This window comes from Streptomyces shinuiensis, assembly GCF_043660855.1.
Classification (GTDB): domain Bacteria; phylum Actinomycetota; class Actinomycetes; order Streptomycetales; family Streptomycetaceae; genus Streptomyces.
On record NZ_JBIHML010000002.1, the window covers coordinates 16,973 to 40,676 of the forward strand.

At 69.5% G+C, this 23,704-nt stretch carries 27 protein-coding genes and 2 pseudogenes; 3 read left to right on the forward strand and 26 right to left on the reverse strand.

The features are described from left to right. Positions 1-139: 139 nt before the first annotated feature. The 16 genes and pseudogenes from ACGRHY_RS26910 to ACGRHY_RS26985 all read right to left on the reverse strand — a co-directional run bounded on the left by ACGRHY_RS26910 (position 140) and on the right by ACGRHY_RS26985 (position 13,401). Entirely contained in the window at positions 140-532 is a 393-nt protein-coding gene (locus ACGRHY_RS26910; RefSeq protein WP_394638243.1) for a hypothetical protein, read from the reverse strand. Between the two features lie 171 nt (positions 533-703). Next, a complete protein-coding gene (locus tag ACGRHY_RS26915) occupies positions 704-1,489 on the reverse strand; it encodes a GP88 family protein (RefSeq protein WP_394638244.1) in 786 nt (261 codons plus the stop codon). A 433-nt stretch (positions 1,490-1,922) separates the two neighbouring features. Then, the gene (locus ACGRHY_RS26920) at positions 1,923-2,879 is read right to left on the reverse strand and encodes an SRA domain-containing endonuclease (RefSeq protein ID WP_394638245.1); all 957 of its coding nucleotides are present in this window, start codon (positions 2,877-2,879) and stop codon (positions 1,923-1,925) included. A 197-nt stretch (positions 2,880-3,076) separates the two neighbouring features. Then, positions 3,077-3,406: pseudogene (locus ACGRHY_RS26925) on the reverse strand (HU family DNA-binding protein); the annotation flags it as partial. A gap of 114 nt (positions 3,407-3,520) precedes the next feature. Further along, positions 3,521-4,252: a hypothetical protein gene (locus ACGRHY_RS26930; RefSeq protein WP_394638246.1), complete on the reverse strand. Its 732-nt coding sequence runs from the start codon at positions 4,250-4,252 to the stop codon at positions 3,521-3,523. Positions 4,253-4,347: 95 nt separating this feature from the next. Continuing rightward, a complete protein-coding gene (locus ACGRHY_RS26935; protein ID WP_394638247.1) occupies positions 4,348-4,947 on the reverse strand; it encodes a hypothetical protein in 600 nt (199 codons plus the stop codon). A 130-nt stretch (positions 4,948-5,077) separates the two neighbouring features. Continuing rightward, positions 5,078-6,208 (reverse strand): DUF6884 domain-containing protein, encoded by a 1,131-nt coding sequence (locus tag ACGRHY_RS26940; protein WP_394638248.1) that lies wholly within the window; start codon positions 6,206-6,208, stop codon positions 5,078-5,080. A 288-nt stretch (positions 6,209-6,496) separates the two neighbouring features. Next, positions 6,497-7,144 (reverse strand): hypothetical protein, encoded by a 648-nt coding sequence (locus ACGRHY_RS26945; RefSeq protein WP_394638249.1) that lies wholly within the window; start codon positions 7,142-7,144, stop codon positions 6,497-6,499. A gap of 424 nt (positions 7,145-7,568) precedes the next feature. After that, positions 7,569-7,859 (reverse strand): hypothetical protein, encoded by a 291-nt coding sequence (locus ACGRHY_RS26950; RefSeq protein WP_394638250.1) that lies wholly within the window; start codon positions 7,857-7,859, stop codon positions 7,569-7,571. 185 nt (positions 7,860-8,044) lie between these two features. Further along, positions 8,045-8,710, reverse strand: coding sequence for a hypothetical protein (locus ACGRHY_RS26955; protein ID WP_394638251.1), 666 nt, complete (start codon positions 8,708-8,710; stop codon positions 8,045-8,047). A 282-nt stretch (positions 8,711-8,992) separates the two neighbouring features. Continuing rightward, the gene (locus ACGRHY_RS26960) at positions 8,993-9,388 is read right to left on the reverse strand and encodes a hypothetical protein (protein ID WP_394638252.1); all 396 of its coding nucleotides are present in this window, start codon (positions 9,386-9,388) and stop codon (positions 8,993-8,995) included. A 6-nt stretch (positions 9,389-9,394) separates the two neighbouring features. After that, the gene (locus ACGRHY_RS26965; RefSeq protein WP_394638253.1) at positions 9,395-9,637 is read right to left on the reverse strand and encodes a hypothetical protein; all 243 of its coding nucleotides are present in this window, start codon (positions 9,635-9,637) and stop codon (positions 9,395-9,397) included. 213 nt (positions 9,638-9,850) lie between these two features. Continuing rightward, the gene (locus tag ACGRHY_RS26970; protein WP_394638254.1) at positions 9,851-10,192 is read right to left on the reverse strand and encodes a hypothetical protein; all 342 of its coding nucleotides are present in this window, start codon (positions 10,190-10,192) and stop codon (positions 9,851-9,853) included. 558 nt (positions 10,193-10,750) lie between these two features. Further along, entirely contained in the window at positions 10,751-10,966 is a 216-nt protein-coding gene (locus tag ACGRHY_RS26975; protein ID WP_394638255.1) for a hypothetical protein, read from the reverse strand. Positions 10,967-11,014: 48 nt separating this feature from the next. Next, positions 11,015-12,232 (reverse strand): phosphoadenosine phosphosulfate reductase domain-containing protein, encoded by a 1,218-nt coding sequence (locus tag ACGRHY_RS26980; RefSeq protein WP_394638256.1) that lies wholly within the window; start codon positions 12,230-12,232, stop codon positions 11,015-11,017. An 80-nt stretch (positions 12,233-12,312) separates the two neighbouring features. Then, positions 12,313-13,401, reverse strand: a complete 1,089-nt coding sequence (locus tag ACGRHY_RS26985) for a hypothetical protein (protein ID WP_394638257.1) — start codon at positions 13,399-13,401, stop codon at positions 12,313-12,315. 256 nt (positions 13,402-13,657) lie between these two features. Between ACGRHY_RS26985 and ACGRHY_RS26990 the strand changes: the two genes are divergently transcribed. After that, entirely contained in the window at positions 13,658-14,128 is a 471-nt protein-coding gene (locus ACGRHY_RS26990) for a hypothetical protein (RefSeq protein ID WP_394638258.1), read from the forward strand. Between the two features lie 216 nt (positions 14,129-14,344). Here the strand turns inward: ACGRHY_RS26990 and ACGRHY_RS26995 are convergent, their stop codons facing one another. The 7 genes from ACGRHY_RS26995 to ACGRHY_RS27025 all read right to left on the reverse strand — a co-directional run bounded on the left by ACGRHY_RS26995 (position 14,345) and on the right by ACGRHY_RS27025 (position 18,798). Next, the gene (locus tag ACGRHY_RS26995; RefSeq protein ID WP_394638259.1) at positions 14,345-14,542 is read right to left on the reverse strand and encodes a hypothetical protein; all 198 of its coding nucleotides are present in this window, start codon (positions 14,540-14,542) and stop codon (positions 14,345-14,347) included. 49 nt (positions 14,543-14,591) lie between these two features. Continuing rightward, positions 14,592-14,963, reverse strand: coding sequence for a hypothetical protein (locus ACGRHY_RS27000; RefSeq protein WP_394638260.1), 372 nt, complete (start codon positions 14,961-14,963; stop codon positions 14,592-14,594). Between the two features lie 176 nt (positions 14,964-15,139). Beyond that, positions 15,140-15,442: a hypothetical protein gene (locus ACGRHY_RS27005; RefSeq protein ID WP_394638261.1), complete on the reverse strand. Its 303-nt coding sequence runs from the start codon at positions 15,440-15,442 to the stop codon at positions 15,140-15,142. Positions 15,443-15,726: 284 nt separating this feature from the next. Continuing rightward, on the reverse strand, positions 15,727-16,476 hold the full coding sequence (locus tag ACGRHY_RS27010) for a hypothetical protein (protein ID WP_394638262.1): 750 nt from the start codon (positions 16,474-16,476) through the stop codon (positions 15,727-15,729). A 185-nt stretch (positions 16,477-16,661) separates the two neighbouring features. Beyond that, complete coding sequence (gene trpA / locus ACGRHY_RS27015) at positions 16,662-17,534, reverse strand: tryptophan synthase subunit alpha (protein WP_394638263.1); 873 nt, start codon at positions 17,532-17,534, stop codon at positions 16,662-16,664. Between the two features lie 128 nt (positions 17,535-17,662). Beyond that, complete coding sequence (locus ACGRHY_RS27020; protein WP_394638264.1) at positions 17,663-18,097, reverse strand: hypothetical protein; 435 nt, start codon at positions 18,095-18,097, stop codon at positions 17,663-17,665. 83 nt (positions 18,098-18,180) lie between these two features. After that, on the reverse strand, positions 18,181-18,798 hold the full coding sequence (locus tag ACGRHY_RS27025) for an MFS transporter (protein ID WP_394638338.1): 618 nt from the start codon (positions 18,796-18,798) through the stop codon (positions 18,181-18,183). A 171-nt stretch (positions 18,799-18,969) separates the two neighbouring features. Between ACGRHY_RS27025 and ACGRHY_RS30300 the strand changes: the two are divergent. Further along, positions 18,970-20,037: pseudogene (locus ACGRHY_RS30300) on the forward strand (IS630 family transposase). A gap of 4 nt (positions 20,038-20,041) precedes the next feature. Here the strand turns inward: ACGRHY_RS30300 and ACGRHY_RS27040 are convergent. The 3 genes from ACGRHY_RS27040 to ACGRHY_RS27050 form a co-directional block, all read right to left on the reverse strand. Further along, a complete protein-coding gene (locus ACGRHY_RS27040; protein WP_394638265.1) occupies positions 20,042-20,239 on the reverse strand; it encodes a hypothetical protein in 198 nt (65 codons plus the stop codon). A gap of 151 nt (positions 20,240-20,390) precedes the next feature. Next, positions 20,391-21,224 (reverse strand): DUF4062 domain-containing protein, encoded by an 834-nt coding sequence (locus ACGRHY_RS27045; protein WP_394638266.1) that lies wholly within the window; start codon positions 21,222-21,224, stop codon positions 20,391-20,393. A gap of 284 nt (positions 21,225-21,508) precedes the next feature. Then, positions 21,509-21,958 carry an MFS transporter gene (locus tag ACGRHY_RS27050; protein ID WP_394638267.1) on the reverse strand — a complete coding sequence of 150 codons (450 nt, stop codon included), beginning with the start codon at positions 21,956-21,958 and terminating at the stop codon, positions 21,509-21,511. Positions 21,959-22,374: 416 nt separating this feature from the next. Between ACGRHY_RS27050 and ACGRHY_RS27055 the strand changes: the two genes are divergently transcribed. Continuing rightward, the gene (locus ACGRHY_RS27055) at positions 22,375-23,571 is read left to right on the forward strand and encodes an aminotransferase class I/II-fold pyridoxal phosphate-dependent enzyme (protein ID WP_394638268.1); all 1,197 of its coding nucleotides are present in this window, start codon (positions 22,375-22,377) and stop codon (positions 23,569-23,571) included. Positions 23,572-23,704 lie beyond the last annotated feature (133 nt).

The window sequence follows — 23,704 nt, forward strand, 5'->3', positions numbered from 1 at the left end:
GTGGGGCCAGCGAGGGTTAGCCGCGCAATCTGCCTGGCGGGACCGGACGCTGTTGCTCTGCCGCTGTGGCCGGATGCCGAAGGGCCCGCTCCGGCGCCGGTCGCGGCGTGGGAGCGGGCCCGTGGCGGGCTCGGCTCGGTTACCCGGTCTGTGCGGGGAGGGAGCCGAGGGTGGCCCGGATCAGTGCTTCGGTCAGGGACGGGTCCTCGTTCGGCGCCAGACGCGTGTGGGCGCTGGCGAGGGCCGCGATGACCTGTGCGCGGGTGTAGGTCGGCTCTGCGGGGTGGGCCGGGGTGGAGTTGCCGCAGGCATCGGGTACGCCGGCGGTGCGCACCAGGCGGTCCCAGTCCTCGCCGTCGGGCCAGTGGCCGACGACGACCGTGCCGTCGTTGTGTAGGTCGGCGCCTACGTACAGCAGGTCGGGCCGGTCGGCTCGTTCGATGCCGATGGTGGTGCTCTCGCCTTCGGGGGTGTCGGGGACGTCGAGGGCGGTCAGGATTCGCCGGGAGTCGTCAGTGATCAGGAACCGCATGCGGGTCTCCAGGTGGTCGGGCGCGGCGGCGGGCCGCGTCGGGTTCGGCCGACGCTGGCCGCGCGTGTGGTTAGCCCGGCAACCTGGTGGTCGACGCTCTTCGGCGGGGAGCGCAGTGAGCCCGCCCGGGGCCGGGTTGACGGCACGGGGCGGGCTGGGGGCGTTGCTCGGTCAGTTGGAGGAGCGGGCCTTGCTCTGCTGGCGTGCGCGCCGCTTGACGGCTTCGGCGTCTCGCTGCCGCTGCAGCTCTCCGAAGGACGCGGTCATGCCCTTGCGGTGGCGGTTGACGGTCATCCCGACACGGGGCGGGCCGTGTACGGCCAGGAGGTCGGAGGCGGCCTGCGAGGAGTACCCTGCGGCTTCCAGGTCCTCCAGGGTGAGGAACACGTCCGCGTCACGGTCGCGGGTGGGGTCGATGAGTGCGTCTTCCTTGCCGCCGCGGGAGAAGACGTACTTGAAGTTGGCGGGTGAGTTCGGTTCGACGAGGCGCCGGAACCGACTGACTTCCTTGGTGTACGCGTAGAAGGTCAGACCCTCGGGTGCGCCTCTCATGATCTCGAGCCACATGAGGGTGTAGGCGTCGTCGAAGAAGTCGCCGGCGTCATGGATTCTGATATGGCCCAGCTTGCCCTTTTCGGGGTCAGGCTGGTAGCGAGGGTGGCGCAGTTCGGCGGCCATGCGCTTCTGCCACCGGAGCGGGGTGTCCAGCACCATGCGGAGGTTGCGCAGGTGGCGGGCGCGGGCGGCCGGGAAGCGGATGTACCCGGAGTCGGAGCCGAGCGCATAGCAGTGCTTGGCGCAGACCCCGGCCGATGGGCAGACATTGACCCTGCGCACGGTGGTGGTGCCATCCGGGGCGGTATCCGTGAGCTGCACCACCCAGGCGGGCAGTGTCCAGTTGAAGATGCCCTGCTTTTTCATTCGGTCGTTCTGCGAGAGCAGCCAGTCGGTGGCCATGAGGCACTCCACGAGTCCAGGGAGTTCGGATGGGTGGTGTGCGGTGTAGGAGGCAGTCGATGAGACGGCCCGACCGCGGGCCACGGTGCTGTCTCGGTGCCATGCCAGCGCCCGAGCCCTTCGCGGACGCCGGACTGCGGACCGGGGCCCTGTGTCGGCGGTGGTTTGGCGGTGGGGTGGGCTGCGCAACGAGCTGGACCGGCCCTCCACTGGGATGGAAGGGATGTGCCTCGCGGCGCGGCGGGCTGGCCCAGCGCGCTCACCCTCGCTCGGGTCGTGGCAAGCCGCGCAACTCCCTGCTGGTGCAGGGAAGTGGGCCCGTTGCGCAGCGATCCGGAAAGCGGGTCAGGGCCCGCTTCCGGCCGGGGTGACGGCTCGGGGCGGGCCCTGTTGGTTGGTGTGCGGGATGGCCGTGCCGGACGGTGTGGGCTGGCTAGTGGTGCTCGTCGCGGTTCGGCGGCTGGGTGCGGGCGAAGCCGTGGCGGTCGACGGGCCAGATGGCGGCGGCGCGGGCGTGGTGCAGCAGCTCGGCCAGGTCGTGGTCGGGCGCGGCGGGCAGGAGCAGCGCCCGGTCGGGACGCTGGTCCATGAAGCGGGCGACGTCCTGGAACTCGCCGAGGGCGGCCCAGATGACGGTGCGCGCCAGGGTGGGGCGGACGGCGACGAGTTCGTTGCGGCAGGGATCGTGGTGGGTGGAGACCTCGGTGAGCGTCCCCGCCGGCCGGACCCGGTAGTGGACCAGGTCGGTGGCGTGCGCCGCGCGCAGGTATCGGCTGTAGGAGGCCAGGAGCCTTGCAGCGGCGCGCTGGGGCGGGCTCGGGTCGGGGAGGAGCGCTGGGCTGGAGTCCGTGCAGATCTGCGGTGTCCAGGTTGCCGGGGGCGTGGCGGGCAGGAAGCTGGGCGGAGGGCTGAGCACAGGTCGGAGCCGGAAGACCAGGCGTCGGGCAATCTCGAGCGGCCTGCGGGGGTCACTGGGCGCGTCGGCCCAGACGAAGGGGCGGTCGCTGTCCAGGTGGAGATGTCCGAGGTAGGTCACCTTCGTGGTGTCGGGCCGCTGGTGGAAGAGGCGCAGGGCGCGGCCTTCGGCATGGTGGTGCAGGACCGACTTGTTCCCGTGGGTGAGTACCTGGTCGGTCCCCGCCGTTCCTCCCTCGCCTGTGAAGTGCACGTGCTCGCCGGTCCATCCGTCGAAGAGCGCAGCGGGCGCGTCGAAAATGGAGATGTTTGTGGTGAAGAGGAAGACGTTCTGGGAGGCACGTGAGGGACTGATGCGAGGATGGATACGCCCGCCGTAACGCTGATGCAGTTCGGCGCGGTCGATGGTCTCGCCCAGGCCGATGTTCCATTCGGACACGGTCGCGTCGCCGGTCCTCGGTGCGGTAGCGGGCATGGGGATGCTCCTTCGTCTGGTCGGGGACGCGGAGCGTGGACGAGAGCGGGGCAACCGTGTCAGCCCCGAGCGATGGCCTGGCATAGCGCACTCTCTATCGGCTGGTCCATGGGGTTCGCGTGGACGGCGAAGGCCCGGCGCCCCGGTTCGAGGACCGGGGTGCCGGGGCCTTGTGGCGCGGAGGGTTAGGCGGCGCGGGTCAAGCTGCCCTTGGGGGCCTTCTTCACCGCGAGGGTGTTCTTCTTGAGCTTCTTCGAGCCCGAGACGAGGTCCTTGAAGCCCTGTCCCGCGCGGAAGCGGGGTACCGAGGTCTTCTTGACCCGTACGCGCTCGCCCGTCTGCGGGTTCCGGGCGTAGCGGGCCGGGCGGTCGACCTTCTCGAAGGAGCCGAAGCCGGTGATCGAGACGCGGTCGCCCTGGACGACGGCTCGAACGATCGCGTCGAGGACGTGTTCGACGGCGTCGGTGGCCTGCTGGCGGCCGCCCATCTTGTCGGAGATGGCATCGATCAGCTGGGCCTTGTTCATGTCGCTAGTTCCCCTCTTGGTGGGTGACAACGTGGTTGCTGTGGCCGGGCGTTGGGTCCGGTTGGCGTGTTGTACGGTGGCTCGCCGCCGCGTTAGGTCTGCAACTGTCCTGGCCTATGGTCCGGAGAGATCTGCACGCCCCTCCACGCGGGCCAGTTGCGCGGGCACCGCTGGACGGCCGGCTAGGCGCTTTGGGCGACAGCGGCGTGCAGTTCGGCGAAGGTGGGCGGAATCTCGAAGTCGACACCGACACCGCGCAGGGATCGGGATTTTGCCTCCGGCGCGCGAGCGACGGCGGGCGGCGCGGCGGGCGGCGTTGTAGGTGGTGCCCACTACGATCAGCAGCCAGGTGCCGTGCTCGTCCATGACGGCCCAGGTGTCGGTGAGCTCTCCAGGCGCCAGAGCCGCAGGTGGCGCGGGCCTGAGGTCGGTGAGCGCGACGGTGATGAGCTTGCGGAACTGGCCGCTGAGGACCTTCACGTTGCCGTCGTTGTCGGGACGGCTCTGTACGGTAACGATGCCCTGGTAGCGCTTGGCGTGCGCCGGTTGGTAGGCGGCGATCGTTCCGATCGTGTGGGTCCTGGTGAGCTGGATCTGCTGGTGCCTCTTCGCCGTGCGGACACCTGCGTGGGAGAGCCGGAAGTGGGTGGGGCCCGTGGAGTCGGTGTCGGCTCCCAGGAGGCGGCCGTCGGCCCGGTGCTCGCGGATCCATTGCCGGCGGAGCATGAGATCGAGGGTGGTTGCCTTGGCATCGGTGGGTAGGCGGTGCGCGCGGTCTTTCAGTGCGGCCATCAGCAGCTCGGCCTGGTAGGGCGAGGGGGTGACGTTGGTCGAGGTGTCGGTCATCGGGGTGGAGTCCTGTGGTGTGGGTGAGCGGCGTCGGCCCGCGCGGTGGTGCGCGGGCCTGTGTCGCGTCGGGAATGGGTGGGGTCGGGGGCGGCTCAGGCGTGGCCGAAGCGCTCGGGGTGCAGGAGCCGGATAGCAGTGATCAGTGCGCGGTTCTCGTGCGGGCGCAGGGGGCCGCGTGCCAGGAGGTAGTCGAGGGCCTCCGGCTCGGTAAGGGCCGCCACCTGGTGGGCCGTCCCGGACTGCCAGTCCTCGGATTCGTTGACGAGGTAGGTGAAGAGGGCGGCGGCTGTCTCGTCCTCGAGTAGGGGGCCATCCGGCTCATCACAGTCGGCGTTCTCGGCGGCGACCTCGTCTGGGTCCGGCGGCTCGATCAGCATCAGGCCGAGGATCTCGCGCGGGTTGTCGTCGAGGTGGAGCGCGTATTCGCATGCCGCGGAATCAGTGAGGTGGACGACCGTGGGGTCGGGTTGTGTACCGGGGTGGGTGACGTGCCCGGTCCAGGAGAGGACCGGAGGGACCCGCTGCTCTCGCAGAGTGGCCTCCAGCTGGTCCCGCAGGAGGCTGAGGACGCGGGCTTCCGCGCCGTCCTGGCCAGCCAGAGCGGTCGTGCACCGGCGGAGGAAATCGGTGAGGAGCGCTCGGCCGTGGGCGGCCAGCTCCGTTGTAGCGGCGTGGGAAGAGTTCGATCCCATGGCGGTCCTTCCAAGGGGTGCGTCGTCGTCGGGTGCCCGGGGCGTCACGGCCCGGTGGTAGGGAGGACCGTGCTGAAGCAGGCAGCTAGCCGGGCAACATCCCCGCACCGATCCCGCCCGGCGTGGTTGGTTACGGCGTCGCCGGGGTCGTACCGCAACGGCGCTCTGCGGTCGCGAGGATGCGCGCGGTTTCGTCGGGATCGGCGAGTGCAGCGAGATCGGCCCAGTAGTAGTGCGCGATACCTGCGGCCAGGGAGTAGACCTGGTCCCACGGCGGGATGCCGTCGATGGCTTCGGGAACGGTGTCTGGACGGTCGAGGAGAATGTCGATCACCACCTGAAAGGCTGCGGCGCGGAAGTCGCGGGCCCGAGCTCGGCGTTGGGCGGTGGGCATGTCCGCCAGGTGGGGGCGAGCGGCGGAGTGGCGCTCCCAGCGTCCGTACAGGCGGGCTGCCTCGGAGGCTCGGGTCTCGGTCGTCTCCAGTGCCCGCGGGAGCGCGGACAGGAAGCGTGCGACGTCCCGGGGTGTGCCGTGCACGTCCACGGTGCGAGCGTCGTCGGGACGCCCGTGCACCTGGACGCGGTAGAGGGCGGCGAAGCGGCAGGCAGCTCCAGCGCGGGCGGCACTCTTGGCTGCGTCGCCAGGAAAGGTGAGGATGCCCTGTGCCCGGCCGGCGTGCTCGATAACGAGCCGGGAGTAGGTGGCGTAGCGCGCCCGCTTGCGGGCTACTCGTTGCTCTTCGATGTTCTGGCGTGCGTCCGCCCGGCGCTCGATCTCCTCGATGGTGCTTCCGCGACTCGTGGTGTCGTCCGGGCGGGCGGAGGATGTCGGCGTCTGGGAGCGGCGGCCGGGGGCGTAGATGTCAGCCAGCTTGGCGAGCTGCTCACCGATGCCACGTGTTCCCGCGAGCGAATCGGTCAGCTTCGGCCACACGGCACGACAGACCTCTACGTACGCACGGGGGCCCAGGACAGTGACGTCGGCGTGAAGAACGCCCAGGTCAGCGGCCTGCTGGCGGAGCTTCTCGCCGGTCACCGAACCGTCGTCGCCCATGCGGAGGTCGTAGGGCGCGATGGCCTCGTCCAGGTCGACGAAACCGTGGAGGGCAGAAAGGATCAACACGCGAGCGGTACCGTCCTGGACGGTGAGTGCGTCGGCCGCGCGGCGCAGGGCCACGTGGTAGCTGCCGCAGTACATCTCGCCTGCGGGTACCGGCTGTTCGGTCGTGTTCTTGCGTCCCCCGCACGACACGATGATCACGCGAGGGCGGACCGTGGACGCGGCCATGGCAGTTCAGCTCCAGGGGTCGGTTGCTGGGTGCGGCGCCGACGATCCCGGCTCCGTGCGGAGCACCGTGGTGCCGCTCGCTGCTACCCGCGCAACTGCCTGGCTTCCCACTGCCTCGGCGTCGGCCTGCGCAGGTGCCCACCAGCCCGCCACCCTTCGCATGGGGCGAGCTGGTGGGCCGCATGGCCCGTCGTCGTGTTCAGCCGACGGGCCGTGCGAGGACTCGCAGATCGCTGTCGCTCATCCCCAGGGCATTCCGGATCAGCAGTTCACCAACGGGCGCGACAAGCCGGGCGCCTTCGCTCGCTGGCTGATGGCGGCTGCGGTGACAGCCGTGGCCGCCAGGGCCGCCGTGACATCGAGAGCCACGGCACAGCGGCGGGCGGCGCCGCTCGATCGGACCGGAACCTGGGCGGTATCGGTCCGGGCAGCGAGAGGCGCCGGGGGAATCGCGGAGCGGACCATCTGGTGTGGGTCGTACGCGCCGGGGCCGTCGTGGAAGGCAGCGGCTTCGAACGCGATGCCCGCGACTACTGCGGTGCGGCGCTCGGTGTAGTGGAGGCGCGAGTCATGCAAGCTGGGGAAGCTGTCGCTGCTGCGGGCGCAGTTGCCCAGGACGTCCTCCCAGTGTGCGAGGTGTTCGAGGGAGTGCGTGCCGTGCAGATGGACGGTCACCGTTCCAGCGCCCAGTTGGACCGAGTCGAGGTGGAGATGGGGGTTATTGGCGCAGTCCACGGCGCAGCCGCGATCGGCGGCTTCGGCGGCGAGGTTGCCGTGTCCGGCTGAGGGCTCAAGGACCGTCCAGTCGGGGTGGAGGCCCAGCTCGTCGCACATCTGCTCCGCGACGGCTGGCGGGCAGGGCGCCTCACCGCGGTAGGGCCGAGGCGCCGTCTTCCTGTTGGCGATCATGTCGTCGATCAGCGGCTGGGCCTGCCCGAAGGGGGAACAGGTCGGCGAAAACGAAGGCCTGTCGCCGGTGGCTGAAGAGTGCGCCGGCGGCGGTGAGGACCCGGGCGGTTCGCTCTCCCAACCCGGGCCAGGATGGATCCACGTCCGGGGGCAGGCGCACGGTGACTCCCTCGCAGGAGGCGCGGGCGAGGATTTGTCGTACGTCGTGGGCTACTTGCATGCTGCTGCTCCTCGGGTCCGGTGGGCACCCCGGGCGGTGATCCGCGGGGTGGTGTGTGATCGTCCGGACCGTGCGGGGGGTGGGGTCAAGCAGCGCAACTGCCCAGGTCCTCACCCGGCATTGGCGGGTAACGCGCGGGCCCCGGGCTGCCATGTGGAGGGGCAGGCCGGGGCTGGAGTAGGCGCGCGCCGGGGGGTGGGCGGATCAGCTGATGAGGGCGGGTGGTCCGTCGCGGAACATCGCCCGGTACTCCAGGCGCACCTGGTGCTCCTCGGTGATGGCGGCGTCGCTGGGCTCGACGCCGACTGCTGCCGCGGCCTCGCGGGCGACGGCGAACCGGCCTTGCAGGGCGGCCAGCGGGGTGTGGGGCGGCCACGTGGCCGAGGGCCAGGTCTGCGCCCAGTCCTCGCCGTGCTCGTCTAGAGCCGCCGCGTAGGCGCCGAACTCTCGGAACAGCAGCTCACCGAAGGTGTCGCGCTCCATCTTGTTGGACATGGTCACTCCCTCGCGGTGTGGGCCGGGGTGGTCTGCGTGGGCGCCGCGCTGCTCGGGGTGGTGAGCGCGGACGGAGGGGTGGTGGGCATGTGAGGCCTCCAGGGGTGGCATTCGGGGGTGGGTCCGCTCCCGCGCGGGCGAGCGCGGGAGCGGAGTCTCCTGGTGGCGGTGCGCTGCGGTGTGGGCTACGCGGCCGGGGTGCGGGGCAGGGAGAGGAGCCGCCGCGCCATGCGGGCGTCGTAGCGCAGTTGTCCGGCCGCCTGGCGGCACGCCCCGTGCAGGTACGCCGCGATCAGATAGGCGGTCAGCCGCTCGGCGCGGTCCGGGTCCGGGAGGTGCGGCAGGTACAGGACGTTGGCAGGGGGCACCAGACCGAGCCGGACGTACGCCTCGATGAGGTCCCAGCCGTCCGTGCCGCCCGCGTGCGCTGCCTTGGTCCGGGCGAGCCCGTCTTCCATGCCGTGGTACAGGCCGCTGAGCAGCACTACCGGCAGGTGGGCGATGGCGTCCACCGCGCGGTCCAGGGCGCCGTCGTCGTCGGGGTCGAAGAGGTCTTCGGGGAGTCCGTAGTACTCGTTCGCGACTGGGTCCTTGCCCCCGTGGGCGGTGTAGGCGGTACGCCAGTCTGTGACCGTCTCGGTTCCGGCCTGCACTTCGCAGGGGTCCGTGTGCTCACCTGAGATGCGCACCTGGCCCAGCCAGCCCGGCCGCCGCAGTTTCCGCAGGGGCGGGAGTTCTTCCTCGGGGCAGCCCTGCCAGGCCGCGCGGGCGATGGCGCCCGTGTTCCGCATCAGGCGGCCGACGCGGGCCGACGTGGCGGTGGTGTGCCGACCAGCCGGGGTTTTCGTCATGAGTTTCTCAGCTCCTCAAGGGGTGATCCCCGGGCGCGGGTGGCGGGCCGGGGTGCCGTGAGCGAGCCTGTCTGGGCTCAGCTCGGACGGCTGTCCGTACGGTGGGCGGGCCCGGGCCAAGGCACGCAACTGCTCGTCTTGCACCGGCAGGAACGGCTGCGGCCCGCTTGCCGCCGAGCTGGTGGCAAGCGGGCCGAGGACCTATCACCGCCTCCGGGCTCGCAGGGGTGGGTCCAGGGTGCGGGTCGGCGCTGGGAGTGCGGATGGCCAGGCGTCAGGTGATCAGCGAGTGACGGCTCGGAACCTGGTGCACTCGCCCGAGGGAGCGTGAGCGGTGTGGAAGTGCTGGCCGCAGCGGCACAGGGCGATCGGCTGCTCGCCCTTGGTGTCGCACTCGGTCAGCCGGCACACCGGACAGCGGCCGGCAGACAGGTGCACGAGGGCCTGCAGGACATTCATGGCGTCCTTCTCGTACGGGCGAATGGCATCGTCGAGGAAGGAGGCGTCCTCCGGCTGCTCGTCCGGCTCCAGTCCTTGGTCCGCGAGGAGGCGTGCTCGTTCGTTCTCCCAGGAGGTGATGGTTGCCGCCGCCTCGGCCGCCAGGCGCTGGAGAGCCAGGTCGGTGTGGGCCAGTCGTTCACCGGCCTCGCGGATGTCGGCCAGGCTCCAGACGATCACGTCTCCCTAGGTGGGCCGCTCTGTGGGCAGTGCGAAGAAGTCGATGTCCTCGGACAGCGAGGCGCGACGTGATCCGTCGGGGAGGTCGTAGGTGATCAGCGCGTATCGGGCGTCGGCTGCGTCGGGCCAGACCAGAAGGGGCTCGGCCCACGCGACCCGCGCACTCTGGGCGGCCGCAAGGAGCTTTTCCAACTCGTCCCAGGTCAGTGGAGGCGCGCTGACGAAGAGCTCGTCCCACTGCTCGGGCAACGGATCGGGAAGGACGACAAGAGGACCCCAGCCCGCTGCGCTGCGGGCTGGCCGGGCCCGGGCATGGTGGTGCCCCGGTCGCCAGGGGGTACCGGCGACCGGGGCACTGCGCGGTGTGTCAGCTCTTCCAGATGCTGACGATGGCCTCGACCACGCCTTCGACGAGGTCAGCGATCCAGGAACGATCGCGGCGGCGCCTTCGTGAACGGCGGGTCACTTGGTGCACCTCGGGTCGTTCGCTACCACGGCGAGCGACCCGTACTTGTTGTCCCCGTGATAGACGACGTAGACCCGGTTGGGCCCGTCACACTTCGCTCCGACGTTCGAGAAGCCGTCGGCCATCCTGATCAGGTCCATCGGCGCACCGTTCTCATTCCCGGAGCGCGGCGCGTCCTTGAAAGGCTCGGCGAACTTGTCGCCACACCCGGCCAGGGCGAGGGTGAGGGTGGCCGCGATGGCTCCGCCGATCGCAAGGCGGCGGTTGCGCCGTGACCGGGGAGTGGGCTGGACGGTGGTGCCGGGCTCGCTGTTGGTGGTCTTGCGGGCAGCAGGCATCGCTGTGCTCCTGTTCCGATGAAGTGGCTGGTGCTTCCTGTCGGCCGCCAGCCGGCCGTCAGACAGGCCGGGTTGGGCGAGTGAGCTGACCGTGGCGGGCCCGGGGGTTAGCGCCGCAACCCGCGCCTGACTTGTGCTCTTGCGGAACGCCGTACATCAGCCGCGGGAACACGCCGTGTTGGCGGGTCCGGGTGGATCGGTCCGGTGGCACGTCATCTGGGCGGATCCCTGGGATAGTTGGCCGTTCACGTTGCGGTGTGGGTGAGAGCACGGCGAGCTTGCTGGGTCTGCGGGCTCGTCTCAGCCGGGGGCGGCGTTCTGTCCCGCACCCTGGATTGGCGATCGCGGTTGCTGTTCCGCCTCCCGGGATTGCGCCGTCGCGCACGCCGCACCCGTGTCGGACGGTGCCCACAGCGACTGAAGCGACTGATGTGCGGATGTGCTCTGATCCCGAGGCTCGGTGGTTGGCGCTGCTCCCCTGCACGCAGACGCCCCCTGGTGGTGCATCCGAAAGGGGTGCATCACCGGGGGGCGTGTAAAGGCAGGCAGGCCGGGTTCCTAGTCGAAGTGCGATTCGCCCCGAACCTCTTCCAGGTGCAGGTCGAAGACGACCTTCTGGGCGGGCTGAGTGTCCGGCTTGGGTACGAGCAGGCCGCCGCAGGTGCACGCGAGGGCGCTATCCGGGCCCTCGGGCGGCTCCATGATGGGACTGTGGCCCGGGAGGTAGTCATTCTCCTGCAGCGCGGTCGGGGTTTCGGTCAGGGTGCTGGTCATCGTGGGCTCATTTCGTGAGGTGGCGGTGGGGCAGGGTGGTTGGACAGGCTAGCGGGTGAGGGCGAGGAACTGGTCGGCTGCGGCCGGCCCGAGGTGACGGCGTACGGCGTCGCCGCGACGCCAGGTGATGGGCCCGTCAAGTGCGTCGAGCATGCGGGCCGCGGCGACGATGCCGTTCAGGGTGAAGTCCTGCTTGAAGCTGTGGCCGATTCGTCGTTCGAGCTCGGCGAAGATCTTCGGGTGCGGGAGCTCGAGGGCGAAGCAGACGCGGGTGGCGAGGATGAGCCAGTCCGGTCCGGCAAGGACGCAGTAGACGCAGGACAAGCGCTCGAGTCCGGTGTCGTAGATGGGGTGGTACTCCAGGCCGTTGCTGGCGATGTCCTGCCAGACCTCCTGCTCGGACAGCCCGTGGATGATGTTCCAGGTCAGCACGAGCCGGTTGGCGCTCGTGGTGCGGGTGTCGAGCGCCAGGCGTGCTTTGAGGGCGCGCGAGGCGGATTCGGCTCCGCGGACCCCCATCACGTTGAGCACGATGGCCTGGCGGTCGAGGCCGAGCTCTCTCACCCAGGTGGTGATGACGGGACCGGTGGGGTCCCGCTTCAGCCTGGAGGTGCACAGCCGACGTTTGGCGTCGGGCCACATCTGGCGGTTCTCGACCATGCCCAGGAAGCCGCCGTCGGGGGTCACGAGGAGGAACGGGATGCCGTAGCGCTCGGCTTGGCGCCGGGCCAGTTCGGGAACCCCTGGCCACTCGGCGCCGAGGTCGCAGTGCATGACGCGCACCTTGTGCAGGCAGCCGACGGCCTTGGCCGCGGCCACCGTACGGTGCATTGCCACCAGTGAGTCCTTACCGCTACTCGTCTGGATGATGATCAAGTCGGCGGCTTGGATGAGGTCGACGGGGTGGTCGGCCAGGCGGTCCAGGAGCACGGTGGTGGCGCGTCGCCGGAGGCGTTCGGTCGGGTACCGGTTGAGCGCCGGCCGGTGCGCCTGGAGGGTGGCCGCAGCGCGCTGCAGCCGGGCCTCGGCCTTGCGGACCTTCTGCTCGGCCTCCTGGTGCTCCTGGACGGCAGCGAGGAGCGAGGAGGCGCGGTCGGTTCCGCCCGTCGCGGGGATGCGGTCGTGCCAGTGGTGGAGCTGCGCCTGGGCGGCGCCGTGGTCGTCGTGTGCTTCTCGGACGGCGTGCTGGGCCGTGCGGTAGGCGTCGGCGGCCTTGCCGGCGCGGCGGATCACGTCGATGGTGCGCAGGGCGTTCTTGGTGCTCACGTTGGGCTCCTTGGTGGTGGATGCGGTGGGACGGTCGAGGGCCGGGCCTGTTCGGCCCGGCCACGAGGCGTTGCCGGGTGTTACGGGTGGGGCGTGGGCAGGTGGACGCCGGGCAGGTCGAAGATCACGACGGTGGCGTCCGGGTCGCGGCTCGCGCGGGTGGTCGCGAAGTGTGCGCGGACGGCGGCCGCGGCCTCGCCCGGGCCGTTGGCGGTGACCTGGTAGGAGGACAGGCCCGCCGTGTAGAGCGTGTTGTAGAGGGCGTCAGCGACGTGCGGGGCCTTCTGGTGAGAAGGGGTGGGGAGGATGCCGATGACCTTCACCCGCCATCCGTGGTCGGCGGCGAGGACGGTCCAGGAGTCGGCTTCGCGTTCGTAGTTCCACCGGATGGTCCGTACGAGCTCGCTGACCTGGGAGGTGTCGCGGTCGGTGTGCTCGGTCCAGGGCCAGTGGAAGGCTCCGGGCCGGTAGTAGCCGTCCTGGTCCGGGAGGGCCTCGGCGCGGCCGTGTGGCGTCACGATCACCACGGCGTCGCCCTCGAAGTGAGCCGGTGCGTTCCAGCGGCCCGCGCGGTGCGCGGTCTGGGTGTCCGCGCAGATCTGCCGCATCACGGCGCGGGTGAAGCGCGGGGCGCAGTATCCGTCCCAGTGCTCCGGCCGGGTCTGGCAGTGGTACGGGCCCGCGATGCCCTCGAGGCTCACCTCGTTGCGGATCCACTGGGTGGTGGAGCCGTCGAACCAGTCCCGGATGGCGCGCGCGCAGCTGGCGCTGTCGTGCGCCATGTCGGCGAGGGTGGGGTTGGTCAGGGAGAACTCGCTGTTGTAGAGCTCGTTGTCGGCGTAGCCGTCGAGTTCCGGGCCGCACCACATGGCGAGCCATCCGCTGTGGTGCGCGACGGGGTGGTCCACCGAGGCGTCGTCCGTGATGGCGATGTGCAGTTGGTGTTCGGACATCTGGCTGTCGGGCCCGAAGGCCACGTACCGGGCGGTGCAGCCGCCACCGGTGTGCCAGAACTCGGAGGGAATCGCGTAGGCGTCGAGGGCGGTCTTGAGTGCGACGTCGGCGCTGATGTCCTGTGTGGTGCCGCTCTGCGAGGCGAGTGCGTGCGTGACGGCTTCGCGGGCCTTGAGGAAGCGGGGGTCCGCCACCACGATTGATGTCGAGGGCATGACAATTCTCCTTGGAAGGGGATGGTCGGGTTGCTGGTGAGGACGGCGTGTTCTGCCACCTTCGGCGTGACCTCGCTGAAGGAGCGGGGCGACGACGGCGAAGGTAGGAGGCGCGGGGGTTAGCCCGGCAAACGCGACGGAGTGCCACCGAGCCCAGGTGGTTCCACGCCAGGGACAGCGCACGCGTGGGACGCATCACAGCAGGTCACAGGGCCAGGCAATGGATTCGGCTGGATTGCATCGGCATGATCGGGGGATGTTCACCACGTTCCGCAGCCGTCGTCAGCGCCGTACCGCCGTTCATGAGCCGGAGCGGGTCGCGCTGGCCGCTGCACCGCCCGTCTTGGGGGACGCCCAGATCCTCGTCCGGGTGGAGCGCCTTCGAGCCGCGCTGTGGGCTGCCGGGTTCTCCTTCGATGAGGCGGTGGGGCCCGAACCGGTCTTCTTCGGTGAGCTGCGTGCTGGGCGCACCGTTGAGCTGGGCCCCGGCGAGCTGGAGGCCGTCACAAGCCGCCTGGGAGGCATTCCGGCTGCATACGTACTCGCCGACGAACCCCATGCCGAGATGCTGCGGCGGATAGAAGCGGAGGGCATCCGGTTGGATCTTCGCCGGGACGGCTTCGAGATTCAGGCGTGTCAGGGCAGCCTGCCGGATGACCCTGAAGCCATGCGCAAGCTGTCCGCCTACATCCGTCAGCAGATCGAGATCGCGGTTGCCTCCACCTAGGCCGAAAAGACGCCTCCGCCGTAGGAGCCGGCCTGTCCCTGACCTTCTACAGGCGGGCGCCAGGGCCCTGGGCTCGTGTACGGCTCCCTTGAGGTGCGGGTGCGACACCTCATGGATCCGCGGAGGCGGGGGTCCGCCACCGAATGCTTCGAGCAGTCTCCGACGAGCACACCGCAACGGCGGTCACGGGCGTCGAGCCGCGGTTCGCCCTTCCGGTCAGGGCGCGCGCCGCTCGTTCACGCATCCGTGGGCGCAGAGCAGTTGGTCATCAGCCACCTCGATGGTTGCCCAGATCTCCTCGCCCTTCAGGCGGCGGCCGATGAGCAGTGCGATGGGGGCGTAGGCGCTGGGATGGTCATCGACCGGCTGGCTCCGCTGGTTGTCCGCCCTTTTCATCCGAGTCGTTCGGTTCATCCAGTCCTTCCGGGGGCGGGCAGATCGTGCTTCCGTGGGTTCGGGGTGATCACGCCGTGTGTACGTGCATGGGCTGGCAGGGAGCCGTCCACTGCGATGTCGAGATCTGGCTCCACCCTCGGTCGGTTCGGACGTCGTCGCGGGCGGCTGCTTCGACGACGTAGCCATGCGACTCAAGGATCTGTACAGCCCGTTCCCGCGGCAGGATCGGAACCCTGCCGCTGACAGAGACCAGGTAGCGCCCCGGGTCGCCGGGCCGTGCATCGGTGAGTTCCTCAGCGGGGCCGAGGTCGACGTTCGGGCCGACGGTCACGTCCAGATCCGGGCCGATGACCGACATCGTCCATCGCCCGCGGAACACACCGGCCTCCGCGCGGTACAGAGCGGGCAGGTCCGCATGGGCGGGGTGAGCTTCAGGCACCGGGATCTCCTCGTAGACGGCGGGTGATCGGCGGCCACGGGCGGACGCCGGACTTCACACAGGACACCGACACTGCCACAGGGCGCCGGCATGCCGTACTTGTACGGGAGCTGGTGTGGGCTGCCAGGGCAGGAAGCAGGCGTGCCCGGCCACGTACGCGGTGCTCAATGGGCGGGTCAGTGTCCCGGTGGCGTGCAAGGGCTCGTCCATGCCTCGGGAAGCCAGGCCGTGGCGCCTTCCGCCAGACCGGACGCCGAGCGGTAGCGCAGGCGCAGTTGGACCCAGCCGTCGACCTCACGCAGTTTGATCCCGCAGTCGAGATAGAAGAGTTGCCCGATCGGCGCGAAGGCGGGGCCGGGTCCGGAGCAAGCGGAGACCGCGTCGCGGTTCACATACCGCATGAGGTAGCTGACTGCGGCTGCGGATGTCTCCGTGGGCGCGGGGTCGGCCGTGCGATGGACGAGGGGAAAGAGGTTCACGACGGACCTTCCTGGAGGACAGGACCGGCTCTAGCGCCGACCGCGATCGTGTGCAGAACAGCGTCGCGACGGGGCAGTGACCGGGCAACCCTCCAGTCCCGCAGGAGAGAGCCGGGGGGCCTGCGTTCCCAAGCGGTGGCTCTGCTGTCGCTGCGTCCGTCCCTCCCTCTGGGGCCAGAGGACGCCCCACGACGAAGATGGCCCATCGCCATTCATCCGGGTACGTCATGGCGCGGCTGTGTGGCTCGAAGTCCAGGGTGCAGCTCGTCATCAGAGACAAGCCGTCAGCGGGGAGGGGGTGCGGTCCTGACCATCCGCGTGCGGGACTTCTGGCGCTTGGCAGCTTCCGCCTTGGTGATCTTGTGCGCCTGGCCGCGGTTCACATCCCGTCCATGCCCCTTGAGCCACTTCACGATCTTCGGGGTATGAGTGCTGTCCAGCACCTTGATCGCGTACCGGACAGCGTCAGCCTTGGTGAACAAACCTTGCAGCACCACTTCGTGATCCCCCGCAGACGAGGGGGACGCAACGACGCCTTCCTCCTCATCACCCGGAACGAACGGGGACTTGCCGGGGACGCCAGCCGTCCTCTCGCCTTCCGATGGCACTCCCCCGTCCTCGGACTTTCGTGGCGCTGCGACCAGCGGCGGCTGCCCGTCGTCGACCAACGATGCCTGGTGACCAGCAGCGGCATTCTTCTTCCCAGTCTTGCGATGAGCCAGCCCCGAGTCCTCGATCATCGCGGCCCGGTGTGCCTGGGGCCCGCTGGGATCTCTGCCGTTCAGGCGCCGCCGCGCTCCGGCGGTGACGACGTCGAGCAGGCCCTCGGTGATCACTCCGCCGGTGAAGCCAGCAGCCAGGGCCGCAGCGAGGCGGACATAGTGGCCGTGGTGTGCCGACACGCTTCGATAGGCGGCGGTGCCGCTTGTGGTCGCCACGGCGAGCGAGGATGCGGATATCGCAGAGTCCAGCAGCCCCAGGGTGATCTCACGAATCAGGCGCTGGGCGAAGGCACCTCGGTCGTCATAGAGCATGGGCATGGCCTCCTCGGTGGGGGCGGCGGCGTACACCGGCTAGGGGGATAGGCAGTCCAGGTGCGGCTGTCAAGAGATCGCCTTCGTCGGCGGCTTCTCCGGGTGCCTACAGGGGAAGTACCTCTGAACGCCGTGGTCACGAGACCGGAGGGGCGATCGCGGCGTGTCTCTGCTCGGCGGTCGCCTCACGCTGCGGCCCGCGGGGTGTCTGGGCGATGGAGCCCGGCGGTGAGGGTACGCGCGAGGCTGGCCACGGCGTCGGCTTGCTGCCGGGACCCATGCGCCGCTTCCATGGTGCGAATGAGGGCGGATCCCACGATGGTGACGTCGGCGATGCGGCTGACCTCCTGGGCCTGCGCGGGGGTGGAGATGCCGATGCCGACCCCGATGGGCAAGTCGCTGGCGGCCCGCAGGCGCTTCACGAAGGTGGGAAGCGCGTGGTGCAGGGGGCCGGTGGAGCCGGTGACTCCCGGGACGGCGGGGGCATAGAGCATCCCGCCGGCGGCGCTGCAGATGCGGGTGAGGCGGGCGTCGGCTGTCGATGGGGCGACGACGAATACGGTGTGCAGTCCGGCGCTTCGGGCCGCGGTGAGCCAACCGTCGGCCTCTTCGATCGGTAGGTCGGGCAGGATCACTCCGGCGGCACCTGCTTGCGCCAGATCATGCGCGGCCCGTTCGAGGCCGTACTTGAACAGCGGGGGATAGTAGGCCATCACGAGGACGCTCGCCGGGGACGTGTCCAGGGACCGGATGCTCTCCAGGAGGTGCCCGACGCGGAATCCGGCGGCGAGTGACTGCGCGGCGGCCCGCTGGATTACTGGGCCGTCGAGGCTGGGCTCGCTGTAGGGCCAGCCGAGCTCGATCACGTCGGTGGTTTCAGCGAGGCGGTGCAGGATCCGCAGGCTCTGGGCCTGGGTGGGGTAGCCGGCGGGCAGATACGTGGCCAGGGCCGCCCGGTTGTCGGCGCGGGCGTGCGCGAGCACCTGGTCGAATCGGGCGGGTGCGTCGGGCACGGGTCCGGCCGGTGGCTGGAGTGTGCCGCGCCATGTCGCGTTCATGCGGGGAGGCAACCAGAGTTCGCGGGGTCGCGACGGCGCTGAGGGGTGAGCGTCTCACCGCTCGGCTCCGTGGTTGGGGGTGCTGTTCCGCCGTGCGGAACAGCACCCCGAAACGCCTAGGAGGGCGGTCAGTGGGGCATGCAGGGCTGCATCACCTGGACGGCTCGGGTGATCAGGTCCAGCTGTTCGGGCAGCGGTGCACGAACACCCCAGTCGCCCAGGTCGGCGAGAGCCTCACCGACCAGCGGGGTCAGGGTGGTGGTGTCCGCGTCCGCAGGAGGCTGTTGGACGGCACTGACGTGGAGGGCGAGCGTCAGCGGTCCGGCCACGTCGTCAAGGTGCTCGGTGAGGGCGCGCAGGCGCATGATCGCTTGCTGCCGGAGCGGGTGGGGCCAGCTGGTCATCGGGTTGGCCAGGGGGCTTCCCACGACGTGCAGCAGAAGCTGGCGGCCGGTGTTCCAGCCGTGGTGCACGACTCCGGGTTGCTGCAGGTCGGGGTGGCTGCTGGCCGGGAAGATCGTGTGGGACGGCGGGATCTGGTCGATGCGGGTGATGGCAGGCATGTGTTCCTCGCAGTCGGTACTGCCGGTCGGTCCGGCAGGCGCGCGAGGGACGCTAGGGAGCGCCCGCCTTAGCCGGGCAACCGTCACGTCCGGCCGGGCGCGAGGCCCAGGTCCACGGCGTCGGGCCCGGGCACGGTGGGGGCAGTGTCGATGCGCCGCTTCAGTGCGAGAAGGCCGGCGGCGGCGAGGGCCCCCAGGGCAAGACTCGTCGCCCACATGAGCTCCGGCCCGCCAGCATTGAGGGCGGCGGAGCTGATGAGGGGGGCTATCAGAGCGGAGATGCCCATCGTGGATGCCCAGATGCCGGTGTAGCGGCCCCGGGCATCGGCGGGCGCAAGACGTTCGACCACCATCATGATGCTGCTGAAGAACAGCACCTCGCCCAGGGTCCAGACGGCAGCGGCAAGGCCGTAGCCGATGAGGGACTGTCGGGCGCCGAGGTTTCCGCCCATGCCCAGGCCGAGGGTGATCGCGCCGGTGGCGCACACCACCAGGGGGGTACGGCGGTCGTTCCAGGGTTGTAGGAGCGGCTGGAAGGCGACGACTCCGACCGCGTTGATGAGGCTGATGATCCCGTAGGCCGAGGGCTTCAGCCCGTCGTGGTCCATGGCCACGGGCAGTCCGAACAAGACCTGCTGGTACGAGCAGAGATACAGGAGCGTGAGGCCGGTGAGGACGAGGAACCGCCCGTCGCGGAACAGGGCCTGGTAGCCCCGTGGCCGGGGAGTCGGAGTGCCTCCTGGGTGTTGTCGGGCGTGAGCCTGTTCCGATCCTGCGGATCAGCACGGTGACCGCGAAGGCCAGGTTACTGAGGTTGAACTCGTGGTGTCGTAGGGGCTGACGGTCCTTGATCCCTGCGGTATGCCGGTGGGATGCGGTATCCACAAGGCGGCGGTCTGACCGCCGAACGACAACAGTTCCGCGAGGAGCTACGGCTGAAGGCGGCCGAGCGGTTCGCCCGGGGTGAGGCGAGTTCGGTGATCGCCAGGGACCTGCGGGTCAGCGTCCGCTCGGTGCAGCGCTGGCGCCGGGCCTGGGACGAGGGTGGTCCGCGGGCCCTGCGCTCGCAGGGGCCGGCCTCGCTGCCGCGGCTGAGCCAGGAGCAGTTCGCCACTCTGGAGAAAGAGCTGGCCAAGGGGCCGGCCGCGCACGGCTGGGAGGACCAGCGCTGGACCCTGAACCGTGTGAAGACGGTCATCGGTCGGCGCTTCCACCTCACCTACACCCTCCAGGGCGTGCGCAAGCTCCTGGTCCGAGGCGGCTGGTCCTGCCAGGTCCCGGCCCGCCGCGCACTCGAGCGCGACGACGACGCCGTCACGGGATGGGTGAAGGAGACGTGGCCCCGCGCGGAAGGCTCGCGGCGGCCCGTGGAGCCTGGCTGATCTTCGAGGACGAAGCCGGATTCTCCATGACGCCGCCGCACGCCAGAACCTGGTTCCCGGCGCGGGCACACCCCGGTGGTGCGGGTCCGCGGCCGCTCCCGCCGCCGGGTCTCGATAGCGGCCCTGACCTGCTACAAACCGGGCCACCGGTCCCGGCTGATCTACCGGCCCCGTCGCGACGACGGCCGCCGCGACGGGCGCAAGAGCTTCGCCTGGACCGACTACCGCGACCTGCTGATCGCCGCCCACCAGCAGCTCGGCGGCCCCATCGTCCTCGTCTGGGACAACCTGAACGTGCACAAAGCCGCCGGGCTGCGCGAGTTCGCCGAGAGGCACGAGTGGCTGACCATCTTCTACCTGCCGCCCTACGCGCCCGACCTCAACCCGGTCGAGGGCATCTGGTCCCTGCTGCGGCGCGGATGGCTGTCCAACACCGCCTTCACCACCCCCGAACACCTCATCCAGCGCATCCGGCGGGGCCTGCGGCACATCCAGTACCGCAGCGACCTCATCGACGGCTGCCTGGCCGAGACCGGCCTGACCATCCGACCCGGATGAACCCCTACGACACCACGAGTTCAACCTCAGTAGAGGCGGCGGCGACGTAGAAGAGGGCGGTCATGTGCCGGTCGGCGATGAGCGTTCCGACAGAGCCGGCCACGCCTGCGCCGATGTTGGAGGCCCAGTAGAGGCGGGCGTACGCCCGTCCTCGGGCGTCCTCGGGGACTGTAGGTCCGCATTTCCTGTGTCCCTTTTTCATTGACGATGGCGTTTGTCCGGCCCAAGGGACAGCGCGGTGAGACGTAGCCCCGTCTGAGAAGGCACAGCCTGCGGTCAAGCTCGCAGAAGGATGGGCACTGCCGGGGGGAGACGGCAGAGGCCTGAAGTTCCCCTGCACCCACCTCGCTCGGCTAGAAAGCATTGAGAGTCTGAAAGTCCTCGTATTCCTCACCGTCATCTTCCCACCGATAGGAAACTTTCCAGGTCGGTGCCACCTGATCCACAGTGAGGAGCAAAAAGTCCACGTGATTGTGCGGAGTGATGCGGTCAGCCGTCAGGGGATAGAGATGTTCAGGCGGCTTTCCTTCACTCGTCGCCTCAATTGTGACACGTACATTGTCTGCGGCAGTCTCTCCGATGTTCTCCACTCTCAGGTTTTGCTGTCCCCCCTTCCCGGTCTTCTGGTTCTGTACGCGAATCACGGCGCGGGCCGTGTGCGCGGCTTCCTGAGATGGCTCCGCTAGCTCCCTGACGTCCGCCTCCAAAGCAGACCTCACCCGCGTGGACAAGTCATCCAAGGACACATAGTCGAGGACGAGCCCCTGAGTAAATAGAGACTGCTTAAACTCGCGCAGAGCAGCTAGCTGCGCGCCATCGACATCCGATGGATGCGGCATATCGGCAAAGAAGACGTGCGTCGGTTTCTCAGTGTCAAGACCGTGCTGAATTTCCTCGACCGTCCCCGAAAGACCTCGCTTAGTCGGCTGCCCAAGCCTGCTATGGAATACCCCGATGATGATGTCAGCTCGTTCCGTAAGCTGTCTGTTGATTTGGAGTTGGCCGTCCCCCGCCCCCACACGTGCAGTGGCATCAAGTTCCCAGCGCAGCGGAAGAAGAACGACTTTTCGATCCGGGCCATAGTCACTGTTCCAGCTGCGAATCGTAGCTTCGACCACATCGCGCTCGGAAGCCGTATCCCCTGGTGAAGCAATCAGCACAGAGAGCACTTGCGCTTGAAAGGTCACGAGCCACCCCTCTCCATGTGGCACCTCGGCGCCACATCAACCCTACGGGTGCCCTCTACCGTAGGCACGCTGAAGGCGGCAAGTGCTCCGGTGGCACTCGACCGCGACCAGCGCCGCGAACGAGGTCTGCGACCACCAGCTCCCCTCCAGTCAAATGCCCCCGCCCAAGCGTCCTGCACCGCTCCTCGCAACCTGGAAAGGGGCCACGAGACAAACTCAGGGGACAAGATCGTGAGACAGAAGACCATGTCCCCCAAGTGAGACAGTTGGGAAGGTCCTGGTCGTCACGACGGAACGGGCCATTCCAAATGCGGGCCTACAGGGACCAAGTCGGCGACAAGCGCCAGGACGGCCGGGCGGGGTGCGTCGAAGAGGAGGCCGACGGCGAACGCGGCGGCGGTCAGTACGGGGAGCGTGTGCAGGGCGGGAAGCAGGAGGTACACCATGGTCACAGCGGACAGGGTCACCAGGAGGGTTTGGCGTCGGCCGATGCGGTCGGCGAGCCATCCCGCGATGGCGGGTCCGATGGCCCAGCCCGCCCCGAAGGCGGCACTGACCTGGGCCGCGTCCGCCGCGCTGAAGTGCTGCTGACGCACCAGGTACAGGGAGAGGAACGGCACGACGACGCAGCCGCTGCGGCAGATGGTGAAGCCGGCCACCAGCGTCCAGTATGCGGCGGGAAGCCGAAGCGGAGCAGGGCGGACCTGGAGGGTGGGGCGGTTGTCGCGGGCCACCGCTGCTCCTTGACCTAGAGCGAATCCTGGACGGGTGAGAGGCGCAGATGTGCGCTTGTGTCTGCCGCGCAGCGGGGCCGGGCGGGTTCGTTCTGAGGATGCGGTGGTCGTGAAGGGATCGGGGCGGGCGGCTGCGCATGGCGCCACCTGGCGGGAGATGATCTTTATGCCGGTTCCGTGGCACGGACCGTGCCGTGAGTGCGCAGCGGGGCGGCACCGTTTTCCGGCTGTCGGCCACGGGGCACGTGGGTCAATCACGTCCGCGGTCCGGTGGCTCTGTCCCGCAGGGTGGAACGCGGGGGCAGATCGCAAGGCCAGGGCGTGGGACGTTCTCCTCTGGCGAGCCTGTCCGGCGCGCGGTGCGGTGAGGGTGGTGCGGAACTCGGTCGACCCGCGATAGAGATCGGACCCTTCTGATGGACCTGCTGGAGAAGTGCCGTGCCTTTACCCGGGCTGATGAGGCACGCGATGTTGGGCTCTATCCGTTCTACCCGGCCTTTCAGGGCCCGTCCGAAGGCGGTCAGGCAGTGCTGGACGGTGCCGAGGTCTGCATGCTCGGCAGCAACAACTACCGTGCGCTGAGCGTGAATGCGCAGGTGATCGGTGCCGCGCAGGACGCGATCGCCCTGTACGGGACGTCCGCGGCCGGATCCCGGCTGCTGAACGGGAATCTGGATCTGCACGAGAACCTTGAGGCGGACCTCGCCGACTTCTTCGGCTACGAGGCGGCCCTGATCTTCAGCACGGGCTACATGGCCAACTTGGGGGTCGTGTCCGCTCTGGCCGGTAGCGGCGACCAGGTGTTCCTGGATGAGAAGGCCCATGCCTCGCTGATCGACGGCGCCCGGCTGGCCGAGGTCTCCGGCGCGGTGGTGCGGCAGTTTGCTCACAACGACCCCAACGATCTGGCCCGTCAGCTGGCGGCCTCGCCGACGGCCCCTTCCTTGGTCGCCACGGACGGCGTGTTCTCCATGGAGGGTGACCTGGCGCCGGTGGCCGAACTCGTCTCGGTGTGCGAGGAGTTCGGCGCCACCTTGCTGGTCGACGACGCCCACGGGGTGGGGGTGCTCGGGCGGGGCCGCGGGGTAATCGAGCAGGTCGGCATGCGGGGCCGGGTGCCGCTGATGACCCTGACGTTCAGCAAGGCGTTGGCGTCGCAGGGCGGCGCGGTACTGGCCGACGCCAAGACGGTCGACTTCCTGCGGCACACCTCGCGGCCGCAGCTCTTCTCGGCCGGGCTGAGTCCGGCCGACACCGCTGCCGCGCACGCGGCGCTGCGCGAGATCCGCCGACACGCGGAAGCGGAGCCGGACGCGCTGGCGGCGGCCGAGTACCTGCGTCGCGCTCTGGACGCACTGGGCTACGACGTGGCCGGAAGCGCCAGCCCAGTCATCCCGGTGCGGTTCCCCGATCAGCTCTCGATGCTGTCGGCACAGCGCCTCCTGGTCGAGCACGGGGTGTACACCAACGCCGTGCTGCCGCCCGCCGGCGAGGGCTGCCAGCTGAGGATCGCCTGTACGGACGCGCACACCCCCGGCGTGCTGGAGGCGGCGATCGGCGTCTTCGCCTCGCTGCGCGAGGACCTCCTCCCCCGCTACCGCCGGGCGGCGTGACCGTGTCGGCCGCCGTGGCAACGGGCGGCACTTCGCCCTCCGCTGGCGGAGCGCGGCTACGGCCTGGTGCTCGTCTCGCCCGGAACGGCGCGGCCCTCGTAAAAGACCCCGCCCCGTCGCGGCCCCGTCCGGG